The 21,288-nt window shown below is 72.7% G+C and carries 18 protein-coding genes; 7 read left to right on the top strand and 11 right to left on the bottom strand.

Features of this window, described 5'->3' with window-relative positions:
• The first annotated feature begins 94 nt into the window (after positions 1 to 94).
• On the top strand, positions 95 to 2,176 hold the full coding sequence (locus tag ACWGI6_RS27330) for a PTS fructose transporter subunit IIABC (RefSeq protein ID WP_453269964.1): 2,082 nt from the start codon (positions 95 to 97) through the stop codon (positions 2,174 to 2,176).
• A 267-nt stretch (positions 2,177 to 2,443) separates the two neighbouring features.
• Positions 2,444 to 3,112, top strand: a complete 669-nt coding sequence (locus ACWGI6_RS27325; protein ID WP_453269963.1) for a hypothetical protein — start codon at positions 2,444 to 2,446, stop codon at positions 3,110 to 3,112.
• A gap of 88 nt (positions 3,113 to 3,200) precedes the next feature.
• On the opposite strand, the gene ACWGI6_RS27320 is transcribed toward ACWGI6_RS27325, so the two are convergent.
• The 3 genes from ACWGI6_RS27320 to ACWGI6_RS27310 form a co-directional block, all read right to left on the bottom strand.
• Positions 3,201 to 3,344, bottom strand: coding sequence for a hypothetical protein (locus tag ACWGI6_RS27320; RefSeq protein ID WP_453269962.1), 144 nt, complete (start codon positions 3,342 to 3,344; stop codon positions 3,201 to 3,203).
• A 156-nt stretch (positions 3,345 to 3,500) separates the two neighbouring features.
• Positions 3,501 to 4,736, bottom strand: a complete 1,236-nt coding sequence (locus ACWGI6_RS27315; protein WP_453269990.1) for a L,D-transpeptidase — start codon at positions 4,734 to 4,736, stop codon at positions 3,501 to 3,503.
• Positions 4,737 to 4,913: 177 nt separating this feature from the next.
• Entirely contained in the window at positions 4,914 to 6,197 is a 1,284-nt protein-coding gene (locus ACWGI6_RS27310; RefSeq protein ID WP_453269961.1) for a CaiB/BaiF CoA transferase family protein, read from the bottom strand.
• Between the two features lie 270 nt (positions 6,198 to 6,467).
• On the opposite strand from ACWGI6_RS27310, the gene ACWGI6_RS27305 reads away from it, so the two are divergent.
• On the top strand, positions 6,468 to 6,800 hold the full coding sequence (locus tag ACWGI6_RS27305; protein ID WP_453269960.1) for a hypothetical protein: 333 nt from the start codon (positions 6,468 to 6,470) through the stop codon (positions 6,798 to 6,800).
• Between the two features lie 26 nt (positions 6,801 to 6,826).
• Here ACWGI6_RS27305 and ACWGI6_RS27300 read toward each other — a convergent pair whose 3' ends face one another.
• Positions 6,827 to 7,450: a YIP1 family protein gene (locus ACWGI6_RS27300; RefSeq protein ID WP_453269959.1), complete on the bottom strand. Its 624-nt coding sequence runs from the start codon at positions 7,448 to 7,450 to the stop codon at positions 6,827 to 6,829.
• 84 nt (positions 7,451 to 7,534) lie between these two features.
• Between ACWGI6_RS27300 and ACWGI6_RS27295 the strand changes: the two genes are divergently transcribed.
• On the top strand, positions 7,535 to 8,251 hold the full coding sequence (locus ACWGI6_RS27295) for a VIT1/CCC1 transporter family protein (RefSeq protein WP_453269958.1): 717 nt from the start codon (positions 7,535 to 7,537) through the stop codon (positions 8,249 to 8,251).
• Between the two features lie 113 nt (positions 8,252 to 8,364).
• On the opposite strand, the gene ACWGI6_RS27290 is transcribed toward ACWGI6_RS27295, so the two are convergent.
• The 4 genes from ACWGI6_RS27290 to ACWGI6_RS27275 all read right to left on the bottom strand — a co-directional run bounded on the left by ACWGI6_RS27290 (position 8,365) and on the right by ACWGI6_RS27275 (position 13,043).
• Positions 8,365 to 9,477: a P1 family peptidase gene (locus ACWGI6_RS27290; protein WP_453269989.1), complete on the bottom strand. Its 1,113-nt coding sequence runs from the start codon at positions 9,475 to 9,477 to the stop codon at positions 8,365 to 8,367.
• Entirely contained in the window at positions 9,470 to 10,303 is an 834-nt protein-coding gene (locus ACWGI6_RS27285; protein WP_453269957.1) for a L,D-transpeptidase family protein, read from the bottom strand. The genes ACWGI6_RS27290 and ACWGI6_RS27285 overlap by 8 nt, the downstream gene beginning before the upstream one ends.
• Before the next feature lie 442 nt (positions 10,304 to 10,745).
• Positions 10,746 to 11,903 carry a low temperature requirement protein A gene (locus ACWGI6_RS27280; RefSeq protein WP_453269956.1) on the bottom strand — a complete coding sequence of 386 codons (1,158 nt, stop codon included), beginning with the start codon at positions 11,901 to 11,903 and terminating at the stop codon, positions 10,746 to 10,748.
• 108 nt (positions 11,904 to 12,011) lie between these two features.
• Positions 12,012 to 13,043, bottom strand: coding sequence for a methyltransferase (locus tag ACWGI6_RS27275; protein WP_453269955.1), 1,032 nt, complete (start codon positions 13,041 to 13,043; stop codon positions 12,012 to 12,014).
• Between the two features lie 213 nt (positions 13,044 to 13,256).
• Here ACWGI6_RS27275 and ACWGI6_RS27270 point away from each other — a divergent pair, with 213 nt between their 5' ends.
• Both ACWGI6_RS27270 and ACWGI6_RS27265 read left to right on the top strand, forming a co-directional pair.
• Positions 13,257 to 14,606 (top strand): amidohydrolase, encoded by a 1,350-nt coding sequence (locus ACWGI6_RS27270; protein ID WP_453269954.1) that lies wholly within the window; start codon positions 13,257 to 13,259, stop codon positions 14,604 to 14,606.
• A gap of 70 nt (positions 14,607 to 14,676) precedes the next feature.
• Positions 14,677 to 15,792, top strand: a complete 1,116-nt coding sequence (locus ACWGI6_RS27265) for a MerR family transcriptional regulator (protein WP_453269953.1) — start codon at positions 14,677 to 14,679, stop codon at positions 15,790 to 15,792.
• A 163-nt stretch (positions 15,793 to 15,955) separates the two neighbouring features.
• Here the strand turns inward: ACWGI6_RS27265 and ACWGI6_RS27260 are convergent, their stop codons facing one another.
• From ACWGI6_RS27260 to ACWGI6_RS27250, 3 genes are all read right to left on the bottom strand, one after another.
• Positions 15,956 to 17,170 (bottom strand): FAD-dependent oxidoreductase, encoded by a 1,215-nt coding sequence (locus ACWGI6_RS27260; protein WP_453269952.1) that lies wholly within the window; start codon positions 17,168 to 17,170, stop codon positions 15,956 to 15,958.
• 78 nt (positions 17,171 to 17,248) lie between these two features.
• Positions 17,249 to 18,214, bottom strand: coding sequence for a sulfite exporter TauE/SafE family protein (locus tag ACWGI6_RS27255; RefSeq protein ID WP_453269951.1), 966 nt, complete (start codon positions 18,212 to 18,214; stop codon positions 17,249 to 17,251).
• Complete coding sequence (locus tag ACWGI6_RS27250; protein WP_453269950.1) at positions 18,199 to 18,999, bottom strand: GntR family transcriptional regulator; 801 nt, start codon at positions 18,997 to 18,999, stop codon at positions 18,199 to 18,201. Before ACWGI6_RS27250 ends, ACWGI6_RS27255 begins: the two co-directional genes overlap by 16 nt.
• A gap of 278 nt (positions 19,000 to 19,277) precedes the next feature.
• Between ACWGI6_RS27250 and ACWGI6_RS27245 the strand changes: the two genes are divergently transcribed.
• Complete coding sequence (locus ACWGI6_RS27245) at positions 19,278 to 20,870, top strand: MBL fold metallo-hydrolase (RefSeq protein WP_453269949.1); 1,593 nt, start codon at positions 19,278 to 19,280, stop codon at positions 20,868 to 20,870.
• Positions 20,871 to 21,288: the final 418 nt, after the last annotated feature.

The following is a 21,288-nucleotide window of genomic DNA, read 5'->3' as shown; positions in this document are numbered from 1 at the left end:
CGATCCGTCCCTCCGGCCCACGCCGGGAGGCGCCCCAGCCACCCCCCGTTCCGTCCCCACCGCCCCTACGGCGGTACCGCGCAAGGAGCCCGCGATGAGTGAGCTGATCACCGCGGAACTGGTCGACCTCGACCTGTCCGCAGAAACGAAGGACGCCGCCGCACGGTCCCTGGCCGAACGGATGGCCGCCCACGGCCGCGTCACCGACCTGGAGGGCTTCCTCGCGGATGTGGCCGCACGGGAGGCCCAGATGCCGACCGGCCTGGACGGCGGGATCGGCATCCCGCACTGCCGCAGCGAACACGTCACGGAGCCGACGCTGGCCTTCGGACGCAGCGCCTCCGGAATCGACTTCGGTGCGCCGGACGGCCCGGCTGACCTGATCTTCCTGATCGCGGCCCCGGCGGGCGGCGATGCGGACCATCTCTCGATCCTCTCGACCCTCGCCCGGCATCTGATGGACGAGTCCTTCACCGGCGCACTGCGGTCCGCCACCGAACCGGAGCGTACGGCGGCACTGATCCGCGGGGACGCACCGGCGGAGGAGCCCCAGGCCGGGGTGCCGGAAGCGGACGCGCGAGCGGAGACGGCACCCGGGACGGAGCCGGCATCCGAGCCGGAGTCCATACCGGCACCCGAGCCGGAGTCCACCCCCGCAGCAGCCACCGAGGCCCCTCCCGAGGCCCCGGCCCCGGCCGCCCCCTTCCGTATCGTCGCCATCACCTCCTGCCCCACCGGCATCGCGCACACCTACATGGCTGCCGAATCGCTGGAGAAGGCCGGGCAGGCCGCCGGCGTTGAGGTGCTGGTCGAGACCCAGGGCTCGGCAGGGTTCAAGCGGCTCGATCCGCAGCTCGTCGCGGACGCGGACGGCGTGATCTTCGCTCATGACGTCGAGGTACGGGAGAAGGACCGGTTCGCCGGGAAGCCGACCGTCGACGTCGGGGTGAAGGCGGGCATCAACCGCCCCGCCGAACTCATCGCCGAGGTACGGCAGAAGGCCGAACGCGGCGAGGCCACCGCCCCCGCGCACCCCGCCGCGCCCATGGACAGGGACGCCGACACGGGTGACGGCTTCGCCACCCGCCTGCGCAAGTGGCTGATGACCGGCGTCAGTTACATGGTCCCGTTCGTCGCCGCGGGCGGTCTGCTCATCGCGGTCGCCTTCGCCGTCGGCGGCTACACGATCAACAAGGCGCCGTCCGTCGCCGACCACTTCCTGTGGACCGAGTCCACGAGCTGGGCGGCCCTGCTCTTCCAGATCGGCAGCGTCGCGTTCGGCTTCCTCGTCCCGGTCCTGGCCGGCTTCATCGCGTACGGCATGGCGGACCGGCCCGGCCTCGTTCCCGGCTTCGTCGGCGGGGCCATCGCGCTCACCATCAACGCGGGCTTCCTCGGCGGTCTGATCGCCGGTCTGATCGCGGGTGCGGTGGTGATGACGATTCAGCGGGTCAGCATCCCGCCGGTGCTGCGCGGCATCATGCCCGTCGTGGTCATCCCGTTGATCTCCTCGGCGATCGTCGGCTTCCTGATGTTCCTCGTGATCGGCAAGCCGATCGCCGCACTGCAAAAGGGGCTGACCGACTGGCTGTCCGGGCTCACCGGCGCCAACGCGATCATCCTGGGCGTGATCCTCGGCCTGATGATGTGCTTCGACCTGGGCGGTCCGCTGAACAAGGTCGCCTACGCCTTCGCGGTCGGCGGTCTCGCCAACGCCAACGAGGGCAGCCTGAAGGTCATGGCCGCGGTGATGGCGGCCGGCATGGTGCCGCCGCTGGCGATGGCGCTGGCCACGACCGTCCGCGGGCGGCTCTTCACCAAGGCCGAACGGGAGAACGGCAAGGCGGCCTGGGTGCTCGGTGCCTCCTTCATCACCGAGGGCGCGATCCCCTTCGCCGCCGGCGACCCGCTGCGCGTCATTCCCTCCGCGATGGCCGGCGGTGCGGTCACCGGAGCGCTGTCGATGGCCTTCGGCTGCACCCTCCGCGCCCCGCACGGCGGCATCTTCGTCGTCCCCCTGATCGGCCAGCCGTTCCTCTACCTGCTCGCCATCGCCGCGGGCACGGGCGTCAGCGCGGCCCTGGTGATCCTCCTCAAGGGGCTCCGCAAGACGTCGCCCACGCGACCGGCGGAGACCTCGTCCACCGAGGATTCCGGGGTAACGGTCGCCGCCTGACCCGCCTTTCCCCACCCGAGCCGGGGCCGCCACCGACAGAACGACGCGGTGGCGGCCCCGGCGCGTTCAAGCCCCGCGCGCTGTGCCGGGGCGGTGTCGATCCCGCCCGCACGGCCGCGTCCCGCGCCACCTGCCGGACGGGCTCCGACGGGACGTGAGGCAACGGACGGTGAGGTTACCGGTGCGTTAGTGGATCTTTAGCCGATCCGGCGAGAGTCGTGGACGTCACGCCGAAGGGGCACCACTCACCAGCTCGGGGGAATCCTCATGCCGCTCGCCACCACCACCCTGCGCCGCGGTCGTCGTCTCGCCGCCGCCTCCCTCATCGCCGCCGCGGCGCTCTCGCTGACCGCCTGCGACAACGGGGACGACAAGGCGTCGGCCGCGCCCTCCGCCGCGAGCAGCCAGGGCGCGTCCGGCGGCTCGCAGGCGGGGGACTCCGCCTCCGGTGGCTCCGCGTCCGGCGGTGCCTCCTCGGGCGGTTCCTCCGCGGACTCGTCCTCGACGGGTGGGCAGCAGGCGGGCGGTGGCTCCGGTGCCGCAACGGGGAAGGGCGCGTCGCGTACGGACGCGAACGGGGGCCAGGGTGCCGGGACGGGCGGCTCCGCCGGGCAGGGCGGTGCCTCCGCCGGCCGTAAGGGTGTCGGCGGCACCTGGGTCGGCAGGCTGAAGTGGCTCACCGAGGACAAGCTCACGGTGGAGCCCAAGAGCGGTATGGAGCAGGCGTTCTACGTCGCCGACAGCACCAAGGTGCTCGGTGCGGCAGCGCTCTGCGAGGCCCCTGACGGCCGGGTCCACGCGGACGGCTCCGGCTACGGCACCACTCCGTGCACCCTCGCCGACCTGCGCAAGGCGGCCAAGCTCGGCACCGTCGAGGTCCGGGTGACGGTGCACCACGGCGCCGCCACGAAGATCGCCGAGCACTACCACCCGTAAGCCCCGGGCGGGGCCACACCGCCTCCTCGGAACCGGTCCAGCGGCCGTCGGAACATCCGGCGGCCGCTGCGGCAGTTGGCGTCGACGTTCAGATGTCCAGCCGGGCCGCGATGCCGTCGAGGACGCTGTCCAGGCCGGTTTCGAAGCGCCACTGCGGATCGTCCTTGCGAGTCGCTGCGTGGAGGTAGCGCTGATGGGTGGGATAGCGCCCGGTGCTCATCAGGTAGCGCATCTGCGGAGCGAGGGCGGTCGGGGCCGGGCGACTGACGGGGCGGGCTCGGCGGGCTGCCGAAGCGGCGCCCCGAGGCCCCGTACGCACAAGGCGGTGGCCGGCCCCCACCCGGGACCGGCCACCGCCCTCGTGCAACTGCGCTGCGGACGCCGTCCGTCAGGCCGCGCTGCCCGCCTGCCAGTCGGACCAGGACAGGTTCCAGCCGTTGAGGCCGTTGTCCGGCGGCACGGTCTTGTCGTGCGAGTTCTTCACGACGACGACATCGCCGACCAGCGACTCGTTGAAGAACCACTTGCCCGGGGTGTCGCCACCGCCGCCCTTGCTGTCCCGCAGGCCGACGCAGCCGTGGCTGGTGCCGGAGTTGCCGAACACGGACGAGGCGCCCCAGTAGTTGCCGTGGATGAAGGTGCCGGACGACGACAGACGCATGGCGTGCGGGACGTCCTTGATGTCGTACTCACCGCCGAAGCCGACCGTCGAGCCGTCCATCCGGGTCTGCTCGAACTTCTCCGAGATCACCATCTGGCCGTTGTAGGTCGGGTGATCGGGGCTGCCACCGGAGATCGGGATGCGCTTGTAGGTCTTGCCGTCCCGCTTGACCGTCATGGTCTGGGTGTTCATGTCGACCGTGGAGACCTGCGAGCGCCCGATGGTGAAGGACACCGTCTTGGACTGCACGCCGGTGATGCCGGCGCCGCCCTTCACCCCGTCCAGGTCGATCTTCATGGTGACCTTGGAGCCGGCCTTCCAGTAGTCCTGCGGCCGGAAGTCCAGGCGCTGGGTGCCGAACCAGTGGCCGACGACCTGCTGGCCGCTGCTGGAGGTCACCTTGATGTGGGACTGGACGTCCTTCTTGTTGGTGATCACCTTGTCGAAGTTGAAGGACACCGGCATGCCCACGCCGACGGTCTTGCCGTCGTCGGGGGTGTAGCTGCCGATGAAGCTGTTGGCCGAGGAGACCGTCGTGAAGCTGGCGTTCTCGGTGGCGGACCGGCCCTTGGCGTCCTTCGCGTTCGCCACGATCTTGTACTTGGTGCCGCGCTCCAGCTGGGCGCCGGGCTTCCAGGACGTGCCGTCGGCCGATATGGCGCCGGCGACGGCCGTGCCGGAGTCGGCGGCGGTGAGCTTCACATCGGTCAACTTGCCACCGGTGACCTTCACCCCGGTGTCGTTGATGCTGGCGTTGGTGGCGCCGTCCTTCGACGAGACCTTGATCTTGGCGTCGGAGGCGTCCTTGGCGGCTGCGGCGTCCGCACCGGCCTGGCCGTTCTTGCCGTCGTCATTGCCGCCGGCCGAGGCGTCCCCGCCACAGGCGGACAGGGCCAGCGCACCCGCCGCGAACAGGGCGGTGACGGCCAGCGTGCGGCGCGTCCGTCGGTTCGGACGCGGCATACCGGACGCCTGCTGCTCGGCTGACTGGAGCAGCTGGTGCGGAGTGCGGGACCGAGCGGGTGCGGGGTTGTCCGGCGATGTCACGAGCTGCTCCATACAAGGGTGTTGTGATTCCGTGCTGATAAACAGCACCTACGGGCGGATTTGGTTGCGGGTGGGGCCAGGTTGTGACGAAGGTCACATTTGCGTGGGGAGGGGTTGGTCGGCCGGTCCCGACAGCCAGGTTCGCAGTGGCGTGCCGTGTTCGTCCAGGCGGGGCGGAGCGGAGGGTTGGGCCACCGGCGTTCCCGAAAGGCGGAGCGGGCTGGTGACTTGGGGGATGCGGTCCTCGCCGACGGACGTCACCGGGTCCAGGCCGAGCCGCCCCGCCAACTCCAGCGCCTCGGAGAGGCTGTTGACCGGGCCGCACGGCACCGACGCCGGGGTCAGCCGCTCGGCCCAGGCCCGAGGGGTGTCGGCAGCCAGCCGGTTTTCCAGCGCTTTGATGAGATCCGTGCGGTGGTGCACCCGGTCCTGATTGCGGGCGAACCGGACGTCCTCGGCGAGCTCCGGTGCGCCCAGCGTCTGCGCCAGCGCCCGGAACTGACGGTCGTTCCCCACCGCCACCGCGAGCAGCTGCCCGTCCCGGCAGGCCAGCGTCTCGTACGGGGCGATGCTCGGGTGGCGGTTGCCCATCGGGCCCGGGTCGCGGCCGGTGGCCAGGTGGCCGGAGGCCTGGTTCACCAGCGAGCCCAGCAGGGAAGAGAGCAGATTCACTTCCACCAGCTGCCCCCGGCCGGTGCGGTGGCGGTGGTGGAGGGCGGCGAGGATGCCGGTGGCGGCGTCCTTCGCGGTCAGCACGTCGACCAGGGCGACACCCGCCTTCAGGGGCGTGCCGCCGGGCTCGCCGGTGATGCTCATCAGCCCGCCGACGGCCTGCACCACGAAGTCGTAGCCGGGCAGCCCGGCACCCGCGCCGGACCCGAAACCGGTGATGGTGCAGTGCACCAGGCCCGGGTTGGCGGCGCGGGTGGCGAGGTGGTCCAGGCCGTACTTGGCGAGCGAGCCGGGACGGAAGTTCTCGATCAGTACGTCGGCCCGGCGTGCCAGCTCACGGGCCGCGGCCGCATCGTCCGGGTCGCCGAGGTCCAGGGCCAGGCCGCGCTTGGAGCGATTCGCGGCGTCGAAGTAGGCGGCCGTCCCGTCCGCCGCGAACGGCGGGCCCCAGGCGCGGGTGTCGTCGCCGGTGCCCGGCCGTTCCACCTTGATCACCTCGGCGCCGAGGTCGGCGAGCGTCGCGGCGGCCAGCGGGCCGGCCAGTACCCGGCTGAAGTCCGCGACGAGGATGCCGTCCAGGGCGCGGGCGGGCGGCTCGCCGGGCGGGGCGGCCGCGGTGGCTTCCGTCCCGGTGACCGCTGTCCCGGTGGCCTCCGTGTCGGCGTCGGTGGATGGCCGGGGCTGCGGCCGGTGCGGCTGCGGCACGTGCGTACTCCTCACGTCGCGGACGAAGTGCCGTCATCGTCCGCGACGATCTTCGCCGGGGGAAGCCTCCGGGGTGTCCAACGGGGCGGAGCGAATCCTGCCGTGGCGGCCTCTTGGGGGGCCGTTGTGCCGCGCAGTGACGGGAAAGTAGCGAAATGTCATAGGAGATGCGTCACTTCGGGACTTAGGTCCCAAGATCCCCTGTCGGAAGGCCTGACGCGTGGTGTGTACTGGCTCTACCCCAGCGCCTCATCCGTCCGGGAGGACCGCATGCTCCCCTCAGCTTCGATTCTGCAGCAGATCGGCCTCGGCGTGCTGCTGGCTGTGGCCATCGTCTGGGTCGTCGGGCTGGCCAGACTCCTGCGCCGGGGGCGGTACGAGGCGGCCATGTGCCGTGATCAGCGGGAAATGCGGGCCCGGTACGCGCCGCGCGGGAGGCTTGCCCCGCCCCGCCCGGAGGGGCTGCCCGCCCAGCCGGAACTGCTCGGTTCCGTGCCCCGGCAGACCGGGCCGGCCGGGCCGCCGTCGGAGTGCGTGGAGCTGAGCGCCGACGAACGGGCGGCGTTCGAGGGGCTCGTACGGCGGCTGACCAGCCGGAGCTGACCGGGTAACCGGACCGGGGCCCGGTCTCAGCGCACCGGGCCCAGCCTCAGCAGGGCCAGCGCGGTCAGCATCTGCACCGATACCGCGGCCGCCGACTTCCCTGTCGACAGATGGTGCTGGCCCCGTATGAGCAGTACGGCAAGGACATAGCCGAACCCCCAGGTCGTCCAGGTCGCGGCCTGCACGAAGGTGGCATCGGTCGGCAGCCAGGCCGCGATCGCCATCCGCGGCAGATCCGTCACCCAGAACAGCACGATGAACAGGCTTGCGGTGGGCGCGAAACGGCCTATGCCGCCGAGCGTCCGGGCGATGGCGTGGGCGACCGAGCCCAGAGCGAGACTGGCCGCCAGCACGCCCGCCTCGCCCAGCCCGAGGAGCTGCAGCGCCGCGGCGTGGTCGACGGCCCACTGGGTGTGGAACGCATCCACCGACAGCACGCCGATGCCACCGCTGATCAACGACAGCAGCATCGCCGCGCTCCAGGCGCTACGGTCCCGCGCCTCGTCCAGCACCTCCACCGGGCGGTACCAAAGCCCGAATATCAGCCGGTGCCACCACAGGCGGCGTCGTGGTGCCGGCTCGCGGGGAGCCGGCTGGAGGAGCGTGGGCGGTGGCGGCTGGGGAGGCGGGGAGGGGGGTGGTGCGGACATAAGCCGTTTCTACCACCGGCCCATTCGGGGCGGGGCGGGGGCGTCGGGCGAGGGCACGCCCGGCGCGGATGAGACGCTCTGCCGGTGACTGTGCAGACACCGGAGCACGACGAGGCGCACGGCGGCGGACTCGGCAGCCGGCTCAACTGGCTGCGGGCCGCGGTCCTTGGCGCCAACGACGGCATCGTCTCCACCGCCGGACTCGTCGTCGGGGTGGCCGGAGCCACCGATTCCCGCGGCGCCCTGTTGACGGCGGGGCTGGCCGGGTTGCTGGCCGGGTCCCTGTCGATGGCGGCCGGTGAATATGTGTCGGTTTCCACCCAGCGCGATGCGGAGAAGGCCGCGCTCGCCCAGGAGAAGCGGGAGCTGGCGACCGAACCGCAGGCCGAACTCATCGAGCTGACCGAGATGTTGGCGGGGAAGGGGCTGACCGAGCAGCTGGCCCAGGAGGTCGCCGAGCAGCTCACCGCGCATGATGCGCTGCGTGCCCATGCGGAGGTGGAGCTGGGCATCGATCCCGAGGCGCTCACCAACCCCTGGCACGCGGCGGGTGCGAGCTTCCTCGCGTTCACGGCGGGGGCGCTGTTGCCGTTGCTGGCGATCGTGCTGCCGCCGGCCGCGTACCGGCTGTGGATCACGGTGGTCGCGGTGCTGGCGGCGCTGGCGCTGTGTGGCTGGAGCAGTGCCCGGCTGGGGGCCGCGCCGGTGGGGCGGGCGGTGTTGCGGAACGTGGGCGGCGGAGCGGTGGCGATGGGGGTGACCTACGCCGCGGGCTCGTTGCTGGGGGCGGTGGGCGTGTGACCGGTGAGTGCCGTGGGCGGCCGTCCGCGGGGCAGCCCGTCCCGTAGCGGCCTGGGTACGGTCGGGCCTTCGAGCCCGGTGCTGTCAGTCCATCCGCAGCGATCCCGGTGCGGTCAGCCCGTCCCGTAGAGGTCTCGGTACGACAGGAAGACGCCGCCGGGGCCGTCCACCGTTTCCGCCTCCAGGGCGGCCCGCACCACGGCGCGGGTCAGGACGTCCGCGCCGGCGGACAGGATCTCGTTGAGGGCCCCGGCCACGGCGTGTACGCCGAATGCCGGCTCGGTGTGGGCCTCTTCGGGGGTGAGCGGGCGCGCCGCGGTGGACAGGGCGAAGACCGTGTCGCCGTCGGACAGGAGATGGACGGGGCGGACGGCGCGGGCCAGACCGTCGTGGGCGGTGCCGGCGAGCTTGTGGGCCTGGGCGCGGGTGAGGGCGGCGTCCGTGGCGACCACGGCGAGGGTGGTGTTGAGCGGCGGGCGGACGGATGCGGCCGAGCGGGCCCGGGATATTTCCCTGGCCTCGGCCAGCCGGCGCAGAGCCGTGGCGTGCACCTCGGAGGAGGGCAGGGACACCGGGCTCTCGTACAGATGGCCGTAGAGGGCGCCGGTGCGCGGGTCGATGACGGAGCCCGCGGCATTGAGGACGGCCAGCGCGGCGACGGTGGCGCCCGAGGGGAGGACCGAGCTCGCGGTGCCGACCCCGCCCTTGAGGCCGCCGGCCACCGCGCCCGTGCCGGCGCCCGTATTGCCCTGGGCGACCGGGGCGCCGGGCCCGGTGTTTGCCGCGGCCGCGGCCGCCGCCCGGCCCAGTGCGGCATCCGGGCGGGCCCGCCAGTCGCCGCCGCGCCCCAGGTCGAAGAGGGCCGCGGCCGGCACCACCGGGACGACCTGTGCGGGGTCGGGTCCCACGCGGAATCCCCGGCCCTGCTCCTCCAGCCAGGCGGCGACACCGGACGCGGCGTCAAGACCGAAGGCACTGCCGCCGGTCAGCACGAGCGCCTCGATGCACTGGACGAGGTTGCGCGGGTCGAGCGCGTCGGTCTCCCGGGTGCCGGGGCCGCCGCCGCGTACGTCGACGGCCGCGACGGCCCCGCCCTCGGGAGCGAGGACGACGGTGGTGCCGGTCAGGTACCCGTCACCGGTCCGCCGGGCGTGGCCGACCCGGAGGCCGAGGACGTCGGTCAGCGCGTCCTGCGGCCCCGCGGGGTGCGGCGGATGCTCAGTAATCGGCCGGTCCCATCACGATGACCGGGTGCAGGTCGGGGTCCAGGGTGCGCAGCAGTTCCCGCATCACCTTGGGTTTGAGGCTCACACAGCCCTGGGTGGGGCCGTCGTGGTCGACATGCAGCCAGACGCCGCCACCCTTGGCGTCGCCCCACGGGCGCTGCGGGTCCAGGGGGGAGGTGCCGGGCTCCCGGTTGTAGTTGATGGCGATGACGTAGTCGAAGGCGCCGGCCAGCGGCTCCCCCTCCACACCGGTGCCGCCCGCGACGAAGCTGGTGTTGTGGTCGTAGGGGAGTTTGGTGTCCTCGGGGGCGGTCAGCAGACCGCCCGCGTCGGTGAGGGAGTAGACACCGATGGGGGAGCGCAGATCGCCGTAGCGGTGGTCGTCCGTCCAGCCGTGGGCGGCGTTGTGCGCGGACCAGGTGGGGCCCGGCTCCCAGTCGTCGGAGCCCTCTTCACGGGTGTAGAGGACGACACGGGACTGGAAGGAGTCCATGTCCTTTCCGGTGACGACCAGGACCTGCCGGGAGTCGGCCGGTATCCGCTTCCTGGCGGCGTCGCTGAGGCCCGGGATGGGCCGTCCGGCGGGAGGATTCGGTGCGGCGTTCGGGGCGGATTTGGCGGCGGACACCGGGACGCGTGGCGTGTCCGGGCCGGAAGCGGTCGTGGACGTGGTGCTCTTGGCGTCGGTCCCGCTGTTCTGGTCGTCGCCCGACGCCGGCCACGCCCACAGGGCGGTGCCGACCAGGGTGGAGAGGGCGAGACCGCCCACGGCCTTGCTGCGCCGGGACAGTCTCGTCCGCGCGCGGGACTGAGCGTGGCGGGCCATGTCTGGCGTCTCCTCAGGTACGGACGGTGGTCGTTCCCCAGGGGCTTCCTGCGGCTCTTTCACAGGGGCACCCCCTGTCATAAAAAGGGCAATCTGCACCCTACCGCTTCAGAGTCGACGCGCCTCCGCTGGCCCTGGTGAACAGTGGGGAACAGGGGCCCGAAGTGACGGGAAGTGGGGTCCATTGGTGGGTAATTGACGGGGTATGGGATGGGGGCGGAGGCGAGGGCTCCGCTGGTGAGGGGCCCCTCTCCCGGCGGAGGGGGGAAGATGGCCGAATCTGATGCAGGATCAGGGCGCTTGCGGGGGTTTGCACGACCGTTCGGCACGCTTATGGGGGAAGGGGAGAGGGGCCTGCCGGGGCGTCGAGGGGCCCGTGTCGGCCCGCTTCCCGAGATCGGTGCCATGGCGATCGCCGAGATGGGTGACGCGGCGGCTGCTTCTACTCCACCAGTGCGGTGCCCTGACGGGATGTGAGAACGACGCCGGCCGCGACCGTGACGGATGCCACCAGACCGGCCGCCAGGATCGCCCAGTGCCCGGCGAAGGTGCACGCCAGTACCAGGAGCGAGGACACCGGAAGCACGAGCTGCTGGGCCGGGCCGCGCTTCTGGTGCCGGGAGTGGATCAGCCACACCGTCGCCATGAACAGTGCGGCCGGCACCGTGACACAGGCGGCTGCCGCGAACGGCGACAGATGCGCCTTGCCGAACGTCTCCTCCACCGCGACCTCGATGCCCGCGCCCACCGCGGCCGCCGAACCGAACACCAGGTAGTGGCCGTAGCCCCACAGGAACGCCTGGCGGTTCGAGTGCAGGTGACGGTGGATCGGGACCGCGAAGTAGATCCAGTACGCGGCGAAGACCAGCAGCAGTCCGCCGCCCGCGATCGGCAGCAGGGCGCTCAGCTCGTCGTTCTCGTCCAGGGCCGACTGCACGGCGACCGTGGCCGCCGCGATCGTCTCGCCCAGTACGATGATGGTGAACAGGCCGTAGCGCTCGGCGATGTGATGGGGATGCCAGGCCGTCTGCCGCTCCCGCTCGGCCAGTGTGGGGACGGCCAGCTCCAGCAGTCCCACGACCACGAACACCCAGGGCACGTCCCCCTTGGGCAGCGCGAGCAGCCCCAGCCAGCCGATCTGGCACACCGTCATTCCCAGGGCGTAGCGCAGCGCGGTGCGCCGCTCGGCGCCCCGGCCGGCGAGTGCGGCCCGCAGCCACTGGGCGACCATGGCCAGCCGCATCACCAGATACCCGAACCAGATGACCGTGAAGTCGCTGTTGACGAAGGCCCGCGGCACGCCGGCGGCCAGCACCAGCACCCCCGCCATCTGGACGAGCGTCACCACGCGATAGAGCGGGTCGTCGGTGTCGTACGCCGAGGCGAACCAGCTGAAGTTCATCCAGGCCCACCAGATGGCGAAGAAGAGCATCAGATAGCCGGAGATGCCGCCCCCCGGGTGCCCCTCGGCCAGCGCATGGGCCAGTTGACGCCCGGCCTGCGCGATCGCCACGACGAAACACAGGTCGAAGAAGAGCTCCAGCGGGGTGGCGGTGCGGTGCTCTTCGTCGCGGCGGCGCGCACGCATGAGGACCGGCACGTCAGCTCCTCTCGTCGACCGATGCGGCCGGCATCAGTACAGCGCGGGCGGGCGAGGCCGCCCACGATCGGAGCGGCGTGCGGCGTGTCGTGTCGGCCCGTGGGGCGGCTACTCGGCGACCGCCTCCACGATCGAGGGGAAGGCAGGCGTGGGCAGCACCCGCGTGAGCCGGAACCCGCCGGCCGACAGCAGCGTCGCGAACTCCTCCGCGGTCCGCTCCTGCCCGTCGACCACCCCCATCATCGCCACGTCCAGGGTCTTGCCGAAGTGCGGGGCGTTGCCCGGCGGCAGTACGGCGTCGATGACCAGCAGCCGGCGGCCGGCCGCCATCGCCCGGTGGCAGGTGCGCAGGATGCGCCGGCAGGCCTCGTCCGTCCAGTCGTGCAGCACGTGCTTGAGGACATAGACGTCACCCCCCTCCGGTACGGACGCGAAGAAGTCGCCCTCCTGGGTGCGCCAGCGGCCCTTCAACTCGTCGCCGTCCAGGAGGTGGTGGGTCAGCGGCGGCGCCTGGTCGAAGAGCACACCGGTCAGCTGCGGGTGGCGGCGCAGCGCGGCGCGCAGCAGCCCGCCGCGGCCCCCGCCGATGTCCACGACCGTGCCGGCCTCGGGGAACGGGTACACCGCCGCCACCGCCTCGTCGACCGGGCCGGACAGCGAGGACATCCCGTCGTCGAAGAGCCGGCGGATGGCCGGCTCCGTCCTCAGATGCTCGAAGAGGGGCACCCCGAAGAGCCGCTCGAAGGATGCGCCGCCGTGCCGTACGGACTCCGGGATGGCGGCCGAGGTCCGCAGGAACAGCTCGTCGGTCATCATCATGACGGCGGGGTGCAGCGAGTCGGGGGCGTCGGTGCGCAGTGGGCCGGCGGCCGGCGTCAGGTGGTAGGCGCCCGCGGCGTCCTCCCGGAAGATGCCGCGGGTGGCGAGATAACGCAGTACGCGGCGCAGATGCGGGGCGTGTGTGCCGGTGGCGGCGGCCAGCTGCTCGGCGGTGCGCGGGCCCCCGGCGAGATGGTCGGCGATGCGGTGCTGCGCCGCGGTGCGCAGGGCGGCGGAGAAGAGATGGCCCATGGCCTGGTCCATCAGGTGCGTCGTGAGGTCGAGCGGCTCGCCGGTCCGTGGGTTGGGGGTAGTGGCCAACGTCGGCCTCCAGTCGTCGGCTTGGGCTTGCTGGTCCCGGTCGCAGCAGGGTGATCCACGGTTGCAGTCGCCGCCTTCGGTGTCACGAACGGGCGCAGCGGCACCCGCGAAGTCCGGCCAGGGCAAGGCGGAGTTGGCCCCTACGGGACGGCTCCGGGGCGGGTGGGGGACCGTCGCTCGGTGCGGGGTGGCGATTCATGGTCGAATGCGTGTATGAGCGACAGCGACACGACAGGCACAGACACGACCCGCCCGACCGATGACGCCGAGCACAGTGACGACTCCGCTGCCGTCCTGGCCCCGCTCGACGACCGCCTCGCGGACCTCGTGGCCCTCTACGAAGACCTGCACCGCCACCCCGAACTCGGCTTCCAGGAGACCCGTACGGCCGCCGAGGCCGCCCGGCGGCTGACCGGCTGGGGCTATGACGTCACCACCGGCATCGCCGAGACCGGCGTCGTCGGCCTGCTGCGCAACGGCCCGGGACCCGTCATCCTGCTGCGCGCCGACATGGACGCGCTGCCCGTCACCGAGAACTCCGGCCTGGACTACGCCTCCACGGTCCCCGGCCGGATGCACGCCTGCGGGCACGACGTCCATGTGACCTGTCTGCTGGGCGCCGCCGACCTGCTCGCGGCGGGCCGCGCGCACTGGTCCGGCACGCTGATCGTGCTCTTCCAGCCCGCCGAGGAGGTCGGCAGCGGTGCCCGCGCCATGCTCGACGCCGGCCTCTACAGCAAGGGCCTGGTGCCCACCCCCGATGTGGTGCTGGCCCAGCATGTCGCCCCCTTCGGCGCCGGGCTGATCGCGTACTGCCCCGGAGCCTGCATGGCCGCCGCCGACAGCCTGCAGATCACCTTCCACGGCACCGGCGGCCACGGCTCGCGGCCCGAGACCACCGTCGACCCGATCCTGATGGCGGCGGCCTTCGTGCAGCGGGTGCAGTCCGTGGTGGCCCGCGAGGTCGCCCCGAAGGACCGGGCGGTGGTCAGCGTCGGCTCCTTCCACGCCGGGGACACCGCCAACGTCATCCCCGACCGGGCCGTCGTACGGCTCAGCGTCCGCACCTTCGACGAGACGGTGCGCACGGCCGTGCTGGCCGCCATCGACCGCATCGCGCGCGCCGAGGCCGCCGCCTCCGGTGCCGACCGCGCACCCGAGACCGAGGTCCTGGACTCCTTCCCCGTCACCGTCAACGACCCCGCGACCCTGCAACAGGTCAATGAGCAGTTCACCGGACTCTTCGGCGAGCAGCGGCTGTTCGCCTACGAGCCGGCGACCGGCAGCGAGGACGCCGGACTGCTGGCGACCGCCGCCGGGGCACCCCTCTACTACTGGTGGCTGGGCGGCTGGGACCCGGAGGAGTTCCGGACGGCGCTGGCGGCCGGACGGCTCGCGCAGGACATCCCGTCCAACCATTCGCCGCGCTTCGTACCGGTGGTCAGGCCGACCCTCACCATGGGCGTCGAGGCGCTGACCGCCGCGGCGCTCAACCAGCTGGCTCCGGCGCACACGGAAGAGGCGGCGGGACGGGCCGGTCAGGGCGGGGCGGCAACCGTTTGACCTTGTCCTTGGGGGAAGCCCCAGCATCGGCCGTACCGGGCGAGACGCCCGGAACGAGGAGGGCGGACGGGTGGACCGACGGGTGACCGGAGGCGTGGGCGGGGCGCCGTACGGGGAGGGTGAGCTGCTGACCATCGGTGCGTTCGCACGGGCCTCCCGGCTCTCGCCGAAGGCGCTGCGGCTCTACGACGAGCTCGGCCTGCTGACCCCGGCCCAGGTCGACCCGCGGAGCGGCTACCGCCACTACGCCCCGGCCCAGCTGGAGCGGGCCCGGCTGGTGGCCTGGCTGCGCCGGCTCGGTATGCCGCTGGCCCGCATCCGTGAGGTGTGCGAGCTGGCGCCGGCCGCGGCAGCCGCGGCGGTCGCCGCGTACTGGACACAGGTCGAGGCCGACACCGCCGCCCGCCGGGACCTGGCCGCCTTCCTCGTCGACCAGCTGTCCAGGAAGGACACCGTCATGACCGAACCGCGTACCCCTCTGACGCTGCGCTGCGCCGCCCTGACCGATCAGGGCCTGGTGCGCCCGGCCCACCAGGACGCCGCCTACGCGGGACCGCGGCTGCTGGCCGTGGCCGACGGCTACGGCCCGAGTGGCGGCCCCGTCGCGACGGCCGCGATCGAGGCGCTCAAGGACCTGGAGCACCGGGACCTGACCTCGGCGGATCTGCCGGCCGTCCTGGAGGAGGCGGCTCATCGCGCACACCGTGCCGCCCCGTCAGCGGACGAGGCGAGCGGCACCACCCTCACCGCACTGCTCCGCTCCGGCTCGCAGCTGGCGCTGCTGCACATCGGTGACTCGCGGGCCTATGTCCTGCGGGACTCCGGCCTCTTCCGCATCACCCACGACCACAGCTTGGTCCAGTCGCTGGTCGACGAGGGCCGGCTCACCCCCGAGGAGGCCTCCTCGCACCCCCAGCGCGCGCTGCTGCTGCGATCGCTCGACGGGGCCACCGAGTTCGCCCCCGACCTGGAACTGCTGGAGGCCCGGCCCGGTGAGCGCTATCTGCTGTGCACCGACGGCCTGACCTCAGTGGTGCCGGCCGAGACGATCCAGGACGTACTGGCCGCGGCCGACGACCCCGACCAGGCCGTACGGGAACTGATCCGGCAGGCCCGCGAGGCGGGGGCGCCGGACAACGTGGCGTGCGTGGTGGGGGAGTTGCTGGCCGTGGGGGCGGCTGTTTAGGGGGACACCCCTACGGTCTTCGGGTACATACCGGCGGGGACCCGAATCCGTCCGGGGGCCGGCCTCAGGGAGCGCACTGTCCCCTGAGGCATGGCGCGGCGGCCGGGGACAGGGCCCCGCGCCCTCCCCCGCGCCTCCCCCCGCGTCCGGCCGTCGGCGGGGCTCAGGCCAGGCCCTTGAGCATCCCCTTGAAGTAGAGCTGCGGCAGCCCGTAGCGCTTGAGGAACCACATGTCGGTGCGTTCCCGGGTGGTGTCGAGGAAGGGGATCGAGGGAGTGGGCTGCAGGTCGTAGTCGAACTCGGCGAGCAGCATCTTGTGCCGGGCGGTGACCAGGGGGCAGGAGGTGTAGCCGTCGTAGCGGGCGGTGGCGGGGCGCCCGCGCAGACCGGCGAGGAGGTTGGCGACGACGACCGGGGCCTGCTTGCGGATCGCGGCACCCGTTTTGGACGTCGGCAGACTGGCGACGTCACCGAGCGCGAACACCTTCGGGAAGTCGGGGTGTTGGAGGGTTTCCCGGTCGGTTTTGACGTACCCGTACGGGGAGTCGGGGTCGGCGAGCGGGCCGTCGGCGAGCCATTCGGGGGCGCGCTGCGGCGGTACGGCGTGCAGGAGGTCGTAGTGGACGGTCTCGGCGGTGCCGGTGGCGTGATCGGTGATCACCGCCTCGCGGGCCGTGCCGTCGAGCCGGGTCATCTCCGAGTTCAGCCGCACCTCGATGCCGTACCGCCGGGCCGTCTCCGTCAGCGCGCGGGAGAAGACCGGCACCTTGAACATCGCGGGCTCCGGGAGCACCAGGATGGTGCGGATCGCGCCCAGCACACCGCGCTTGCGCCAGTGGTCGGCCGCCAGATACGCGATCTTCTGCGGGGCGCCGCCGCACTTCACCGGCCCGGACGGCATGGTGAACACGGCCGTCCCGCTCCGCATCCGGCGGATCAACTCCCATGTGAGCGGGGCGAGATCGGGCCGGTAGTTACTGCTCACCCCGCCGTGCCCGAGGGCCGCGGCCAGGCCGGGCACGCCGTCCCAGTCGAGCTGCAGGCCGGGGGCGAGCACCAGCCGCCCGTAGGAGAGGACCCGCCCGGAGGCGGTGGTGACCGTCCGGGCGGCCGGGTCGACGGCGGTGGCGCGCTCACGCAGCCAGCGCACGCCGGGCGGCATGACGTCCGCCTCGGTGCGCAGTGCGGCGCGCAGCGGGGCCTGGCCGCCGCCGACCAGCGTCCACAGCGGCTGGTACCAGTGCGTTTCGGAGGGCTCCAGCAGCGCGATGTCCCGGATTCCGGCGCGGCGTAACCGGGCGGCGACGGTGATGCCTGCGGTGCCGCCGCCGATGATGAGGACCTGGTGGTGGGACGGGGCGGCGGGTGCGGGGGCCATGTGCTTCCTCCTGATGGGTGGGTGGAACGGGACGACGGACGGCGGGATGGGGGCGGCGCCCGTGTGGGGCCGACGGGGCTAGGGGGCCCAGAGGCGGGGGAGGGCGGTGGCCGCCATGGTGACGGCGAGGACGGTGACGAGGGCGGCGAAGGCCGTCGTCAGGGTCTGTGGGCGCAGGCGGGTGGTGAGGCGGTTGCCGAGGTGGCTGCCGAGCGCCGCACAGGCCGCGAAGCCGGCCAGCAGCGGCCAGTCCAGAGCCCCCGTGCCGGCCCTGGTGCCCAGCGCCGTGAGGGAGTTGACGAGGATGACGAGGAGTGAGGTGCCGATGGCGACCGGCATCTCCAGGCCCAGGACCAGGGTGAGGGCCGGTACGACGACAAAGCCGCCGCCGACCCCGAAGAACCCGGTGAGCAGCCCGACGGCGGAGGCGGTCACGGCGAACCGGACGATGCGGACGGGGCGGACGGAGCGGTCGGGGCTGTCGGGCCGGTCGAGTGGGGGGTGTATTCGACGGGCGGGTCCGGTACCGCCACGGGGAAGGGCCGGATCCGGGGTGTCCCGGAAGGGCGCGGGCTCCGGGACGTCATATAAGGGCACAGGCTCCCTCGGCTCCCCTGAGGGCGCCGCCTCCGTGGACACCCCTAAGGGGCGGACACCGTGCGCCGCCCGCCGCTCGCGCAGCCCCCGTAACACCAGCATCGCCGCCACCACGAGCAGCAGACCCGCGAACGCCGCCATCAGCACCGTGGGGTCCAGCGCCGCGCTCCACCGGGAGCCGAGGTAGCTGCCGGCCGTCCCCAGCGCCCCGAAGGCCGCACCGGCCGCCCACCGGACCCGCCCGGCACGGGCATGGCAGAGCAGCCCGGTCACCGCGCCGACCGTGACGACGATCAGCGCGCCCGCGGTCGCCTCGTGCGGCGACTGCCCCAGCAGATAGACCAGCGCCGGCACCGCCAGCACCGACCCGCCGCCGCCGAGCGCGCCCAGCAGCAGCCCGATCAGCAGTCCGCACGGCAGCGCCGCGACGGCTATGAGGACGGACACGAGGCCCGCGGCGCAAGGGCGACGGCCCGGCTCTCGTCGGACCACTCCGCGACGAAGGCGAACCGGTCGCCGCGTACCACCGTCTCGCGCCACTCCACCGGCCGCTCCCCGGCCCGCCCCAGCCGCTCGATGGTGAACGCCGCCTCCCGGTCGGCCAGCCCCAGCAGCCACGCCTGCCGGATGTCCGGCAGGAACGGCTGGATCCGTTCCCGGCCGCCGGTGACCTTCACCCCGCAGCGCCGCGTCAGCTCGCCGTAGAGCGAGGTGTGCCCGAAGTCGGCGTCCAGCAGCGGCTCGGCGACCTCGGCGGGCAGATACGCGGTGTCGTGGGCGAGCGGTTCGCCATCCGCGAGCCGTAGCCGCTCCAGTACGACCAGCGGTGCATCAGCAACCAGCCCCAGATGCCCGGCGATCGTCCCGTCAACGGTCCGCTCCAGCCGCAGCACCTCGCTGCGCTGCTCCACGCCCTGGCCCTCCAGCTCGCGGAAGAGGCTGTAGAGCGAGCCCAGCGGCTGCTGTATGCGGCGGGTGTCCAGCCGGCTGGTGCGGCCGCGCTCGGCGATCACCAGCCCGTCCGCGCGCAGCTTGCGCAGCGCCTCACGGACGGTGTGCCGGCTGACCTCGTACTCGCCGGTGAGCCGGTGCTCGGCCGGGAACTCCGCGCTGAATTCGCCGGTTTCCATCCGGCGGCGCAGATCGGCGAAGAGCTGCGCCCACAGGGGCAGCGGCGAGCGCCGGTCCAGGGGACGCGGGCCGTGCGCGCCGTCCGGCGGCTCGGTCGTCATGGTGAAATCCTCCGCGGGCGTACGGGGCGGTGTGGGTGCGGTGGCCGATGCCGACCGGCCGATGCAGGTGAGACACGGCAATCGCGCGTGACGCAGTGTCAGATGTCATGTCACGTGCGCCTGATGTGAGGTCACATGGAGCGCCGGGCGGCGACCTCGGCTTGTCGCCCGCCACCCGGCTACCTAATGTACGTACATCCGTGCATCCGCACAACGCACCCCGCCCGAGCGGGCCCCAGCCGCCGCGCACGGGCCCCGCGCACCCCTGGAGGCCGACCGTGCACTTCGCGCAGTACTACCTCGACTGCCTTTCCCAGGCCTCGTATCTGATCGGGGACGAGGCCACCGGACGCGCCGTCCTCGTCGACCCACGCCGCGATATCGACGACTATCTGCACGATGCGGAAGTCGCCGGCCTGTGCATCGAACTCGTCATCGAGACGCACATTCACGCCGACTTCCTCTCCGGCCACCTCGAACTCGCACGGGCCACCGGCGCTGCCATCGCCTTCGGCGAGGCCGCCGAAACCGGCTTCCCCATACGGCGGTTACGGGACGGCGAGCGCATCTCGCTCGGGGCGGACGACGCGGGGGTCACCCTCACCGTCCTCGCCACCCCCGGCCACACCCTCGAATCCATCTGCCTGGTCCTCCGCGAACACCCCGACGACCAGGTTCCCTTCGGCGTGCTCACCGGCGACACCCTCTTCGTCGGCGATGTCGGCCGCCCCGACCTGCTCTCCGCCGCCGGGCACTCACCCCGCGACATGGCCATCCGTCTCCACCGCTCCCTGCACACCAAACTCATGGCCCTCCCGGACGCGACCCGGGTCTTTCCCGCACACGGCGCCGGCTCCGCCTGCGGCCGCAGCCTCTCCACCGAGACCAGCTCCACCATCGGCGACCAACGCCGCCTCAACTACGCCCTGCAACCCATGCCGGAGGCCGACTTCGTCCGGCTGATCACCGCGGGGCAGCCCACCACCCCCGGTTACTTCGCGCACGACGCGGCCCTCAACCGCGACGGCCACCCCCTGCTGGAGCCCGGCCCGCCCGCCGCCCTCACCCTGGACGAGGCACTCGCGGCCCGCGACCGGCAAGGCGCCGTCCTTCTGGACTGCCGCCCGCCGGCCGCCTACACACGCGCGCACCTGGCCGGTTCGCTCCACACGAGCCTGGACACCCGGTTCGCGGAGTACGCCGGCAGCGTGGTCACCCCGGGCACCCCCATCGTGCTGCTCGCCGATCCCGGCACGGAGCAGGAAGCCCGCCTCCGCCTCGCCCGCATCGGCTACGACCGCGTCCTTGGCCATCTGCCCGACCCGGCCGCCGTACTGGACGGCACACCCACCCTCGCCCGCCGCAGCCACCGCGTCCGTCATGAGGAACTTCCGCAGATGCAGCCGGAATTGTCGGATGCCGACGCGGCGGATGATCCGTTGCTCGCCGCCTCGTTGGTCGATGCGTCGTCGGCTTCATCCGCCGACGGCCCATCGCTCGATGCCCAGTCGGCCGTTGGGCAGCCCGCCGGTGGCCAGTCGGCCGGTGGCCACCCGGCCGGCGTCGCATCGGCTGGGGCTCACTCGTCCGGAACCCGCTCGGCCGCCGCTGCTCACTCGTCCGGCATCCAGTTGATCGATGTCCGCAATCCGGCCGAGTACGAGGCGGGCGCCCTCCCCGGCGCCCGCAATATCCCGCTGGCCGCGCTCCCGCAGCGCATCAACGAACTGGACCCGGCCCGCCCGGTGGTCCTGTACTGCCGCAGCGGCAATCGGTCGGTGATCGCGGCGGCACTGCTGGAGGCGCGCGGGTTCGGGGACGTGTGCGATGTGGTCGGGGGATACGAGGCGGTGGCGGCGGACGTGGGGTGAGCGAGCGGCCGGTGGCCGCTGCCTCAGTCACGTCGGGCCGCCCGGTGGCGACGTGTCCCGGGCCGAGCGCGCCCGGCGGCGTACACCTCCCCGGGCGAGCGCGAGACCCGCGGCGGCGGCCAGGCGGGTGGCGGCGGGGAGAGCCGGCGACGGGTGGGTACGGCGTGGTGGGTACGGCGTGGTGGGTACGGCGTCCTGTTCTCGCAACACCGGTGAGTGCGAGGCCGATCCCCGCCGTGGCCGTCAGAGAAACGGAAAAGGAGGGCGGGGAGGGGGATGGAATGCCCCCGAAAGGGGCAGGAACCCCGGGCCGACGGGTGCCGCACGGCCGGAGAGGGCGGCGCGCACGGCCGGTGGGGCCGTTACGGTGAGGCCGGAGCCCCGCGATGCGGCGGGGAGTCCGCTGCGGTGAGCCGGA

Source organism: Streptomyces sp. NPDC054786, assembly GCF_053611685.1.
Note: the sequence above shows the minus strand (reverse complement) of the source record. Positions and strands in the feature narration are given on the sequence as shown.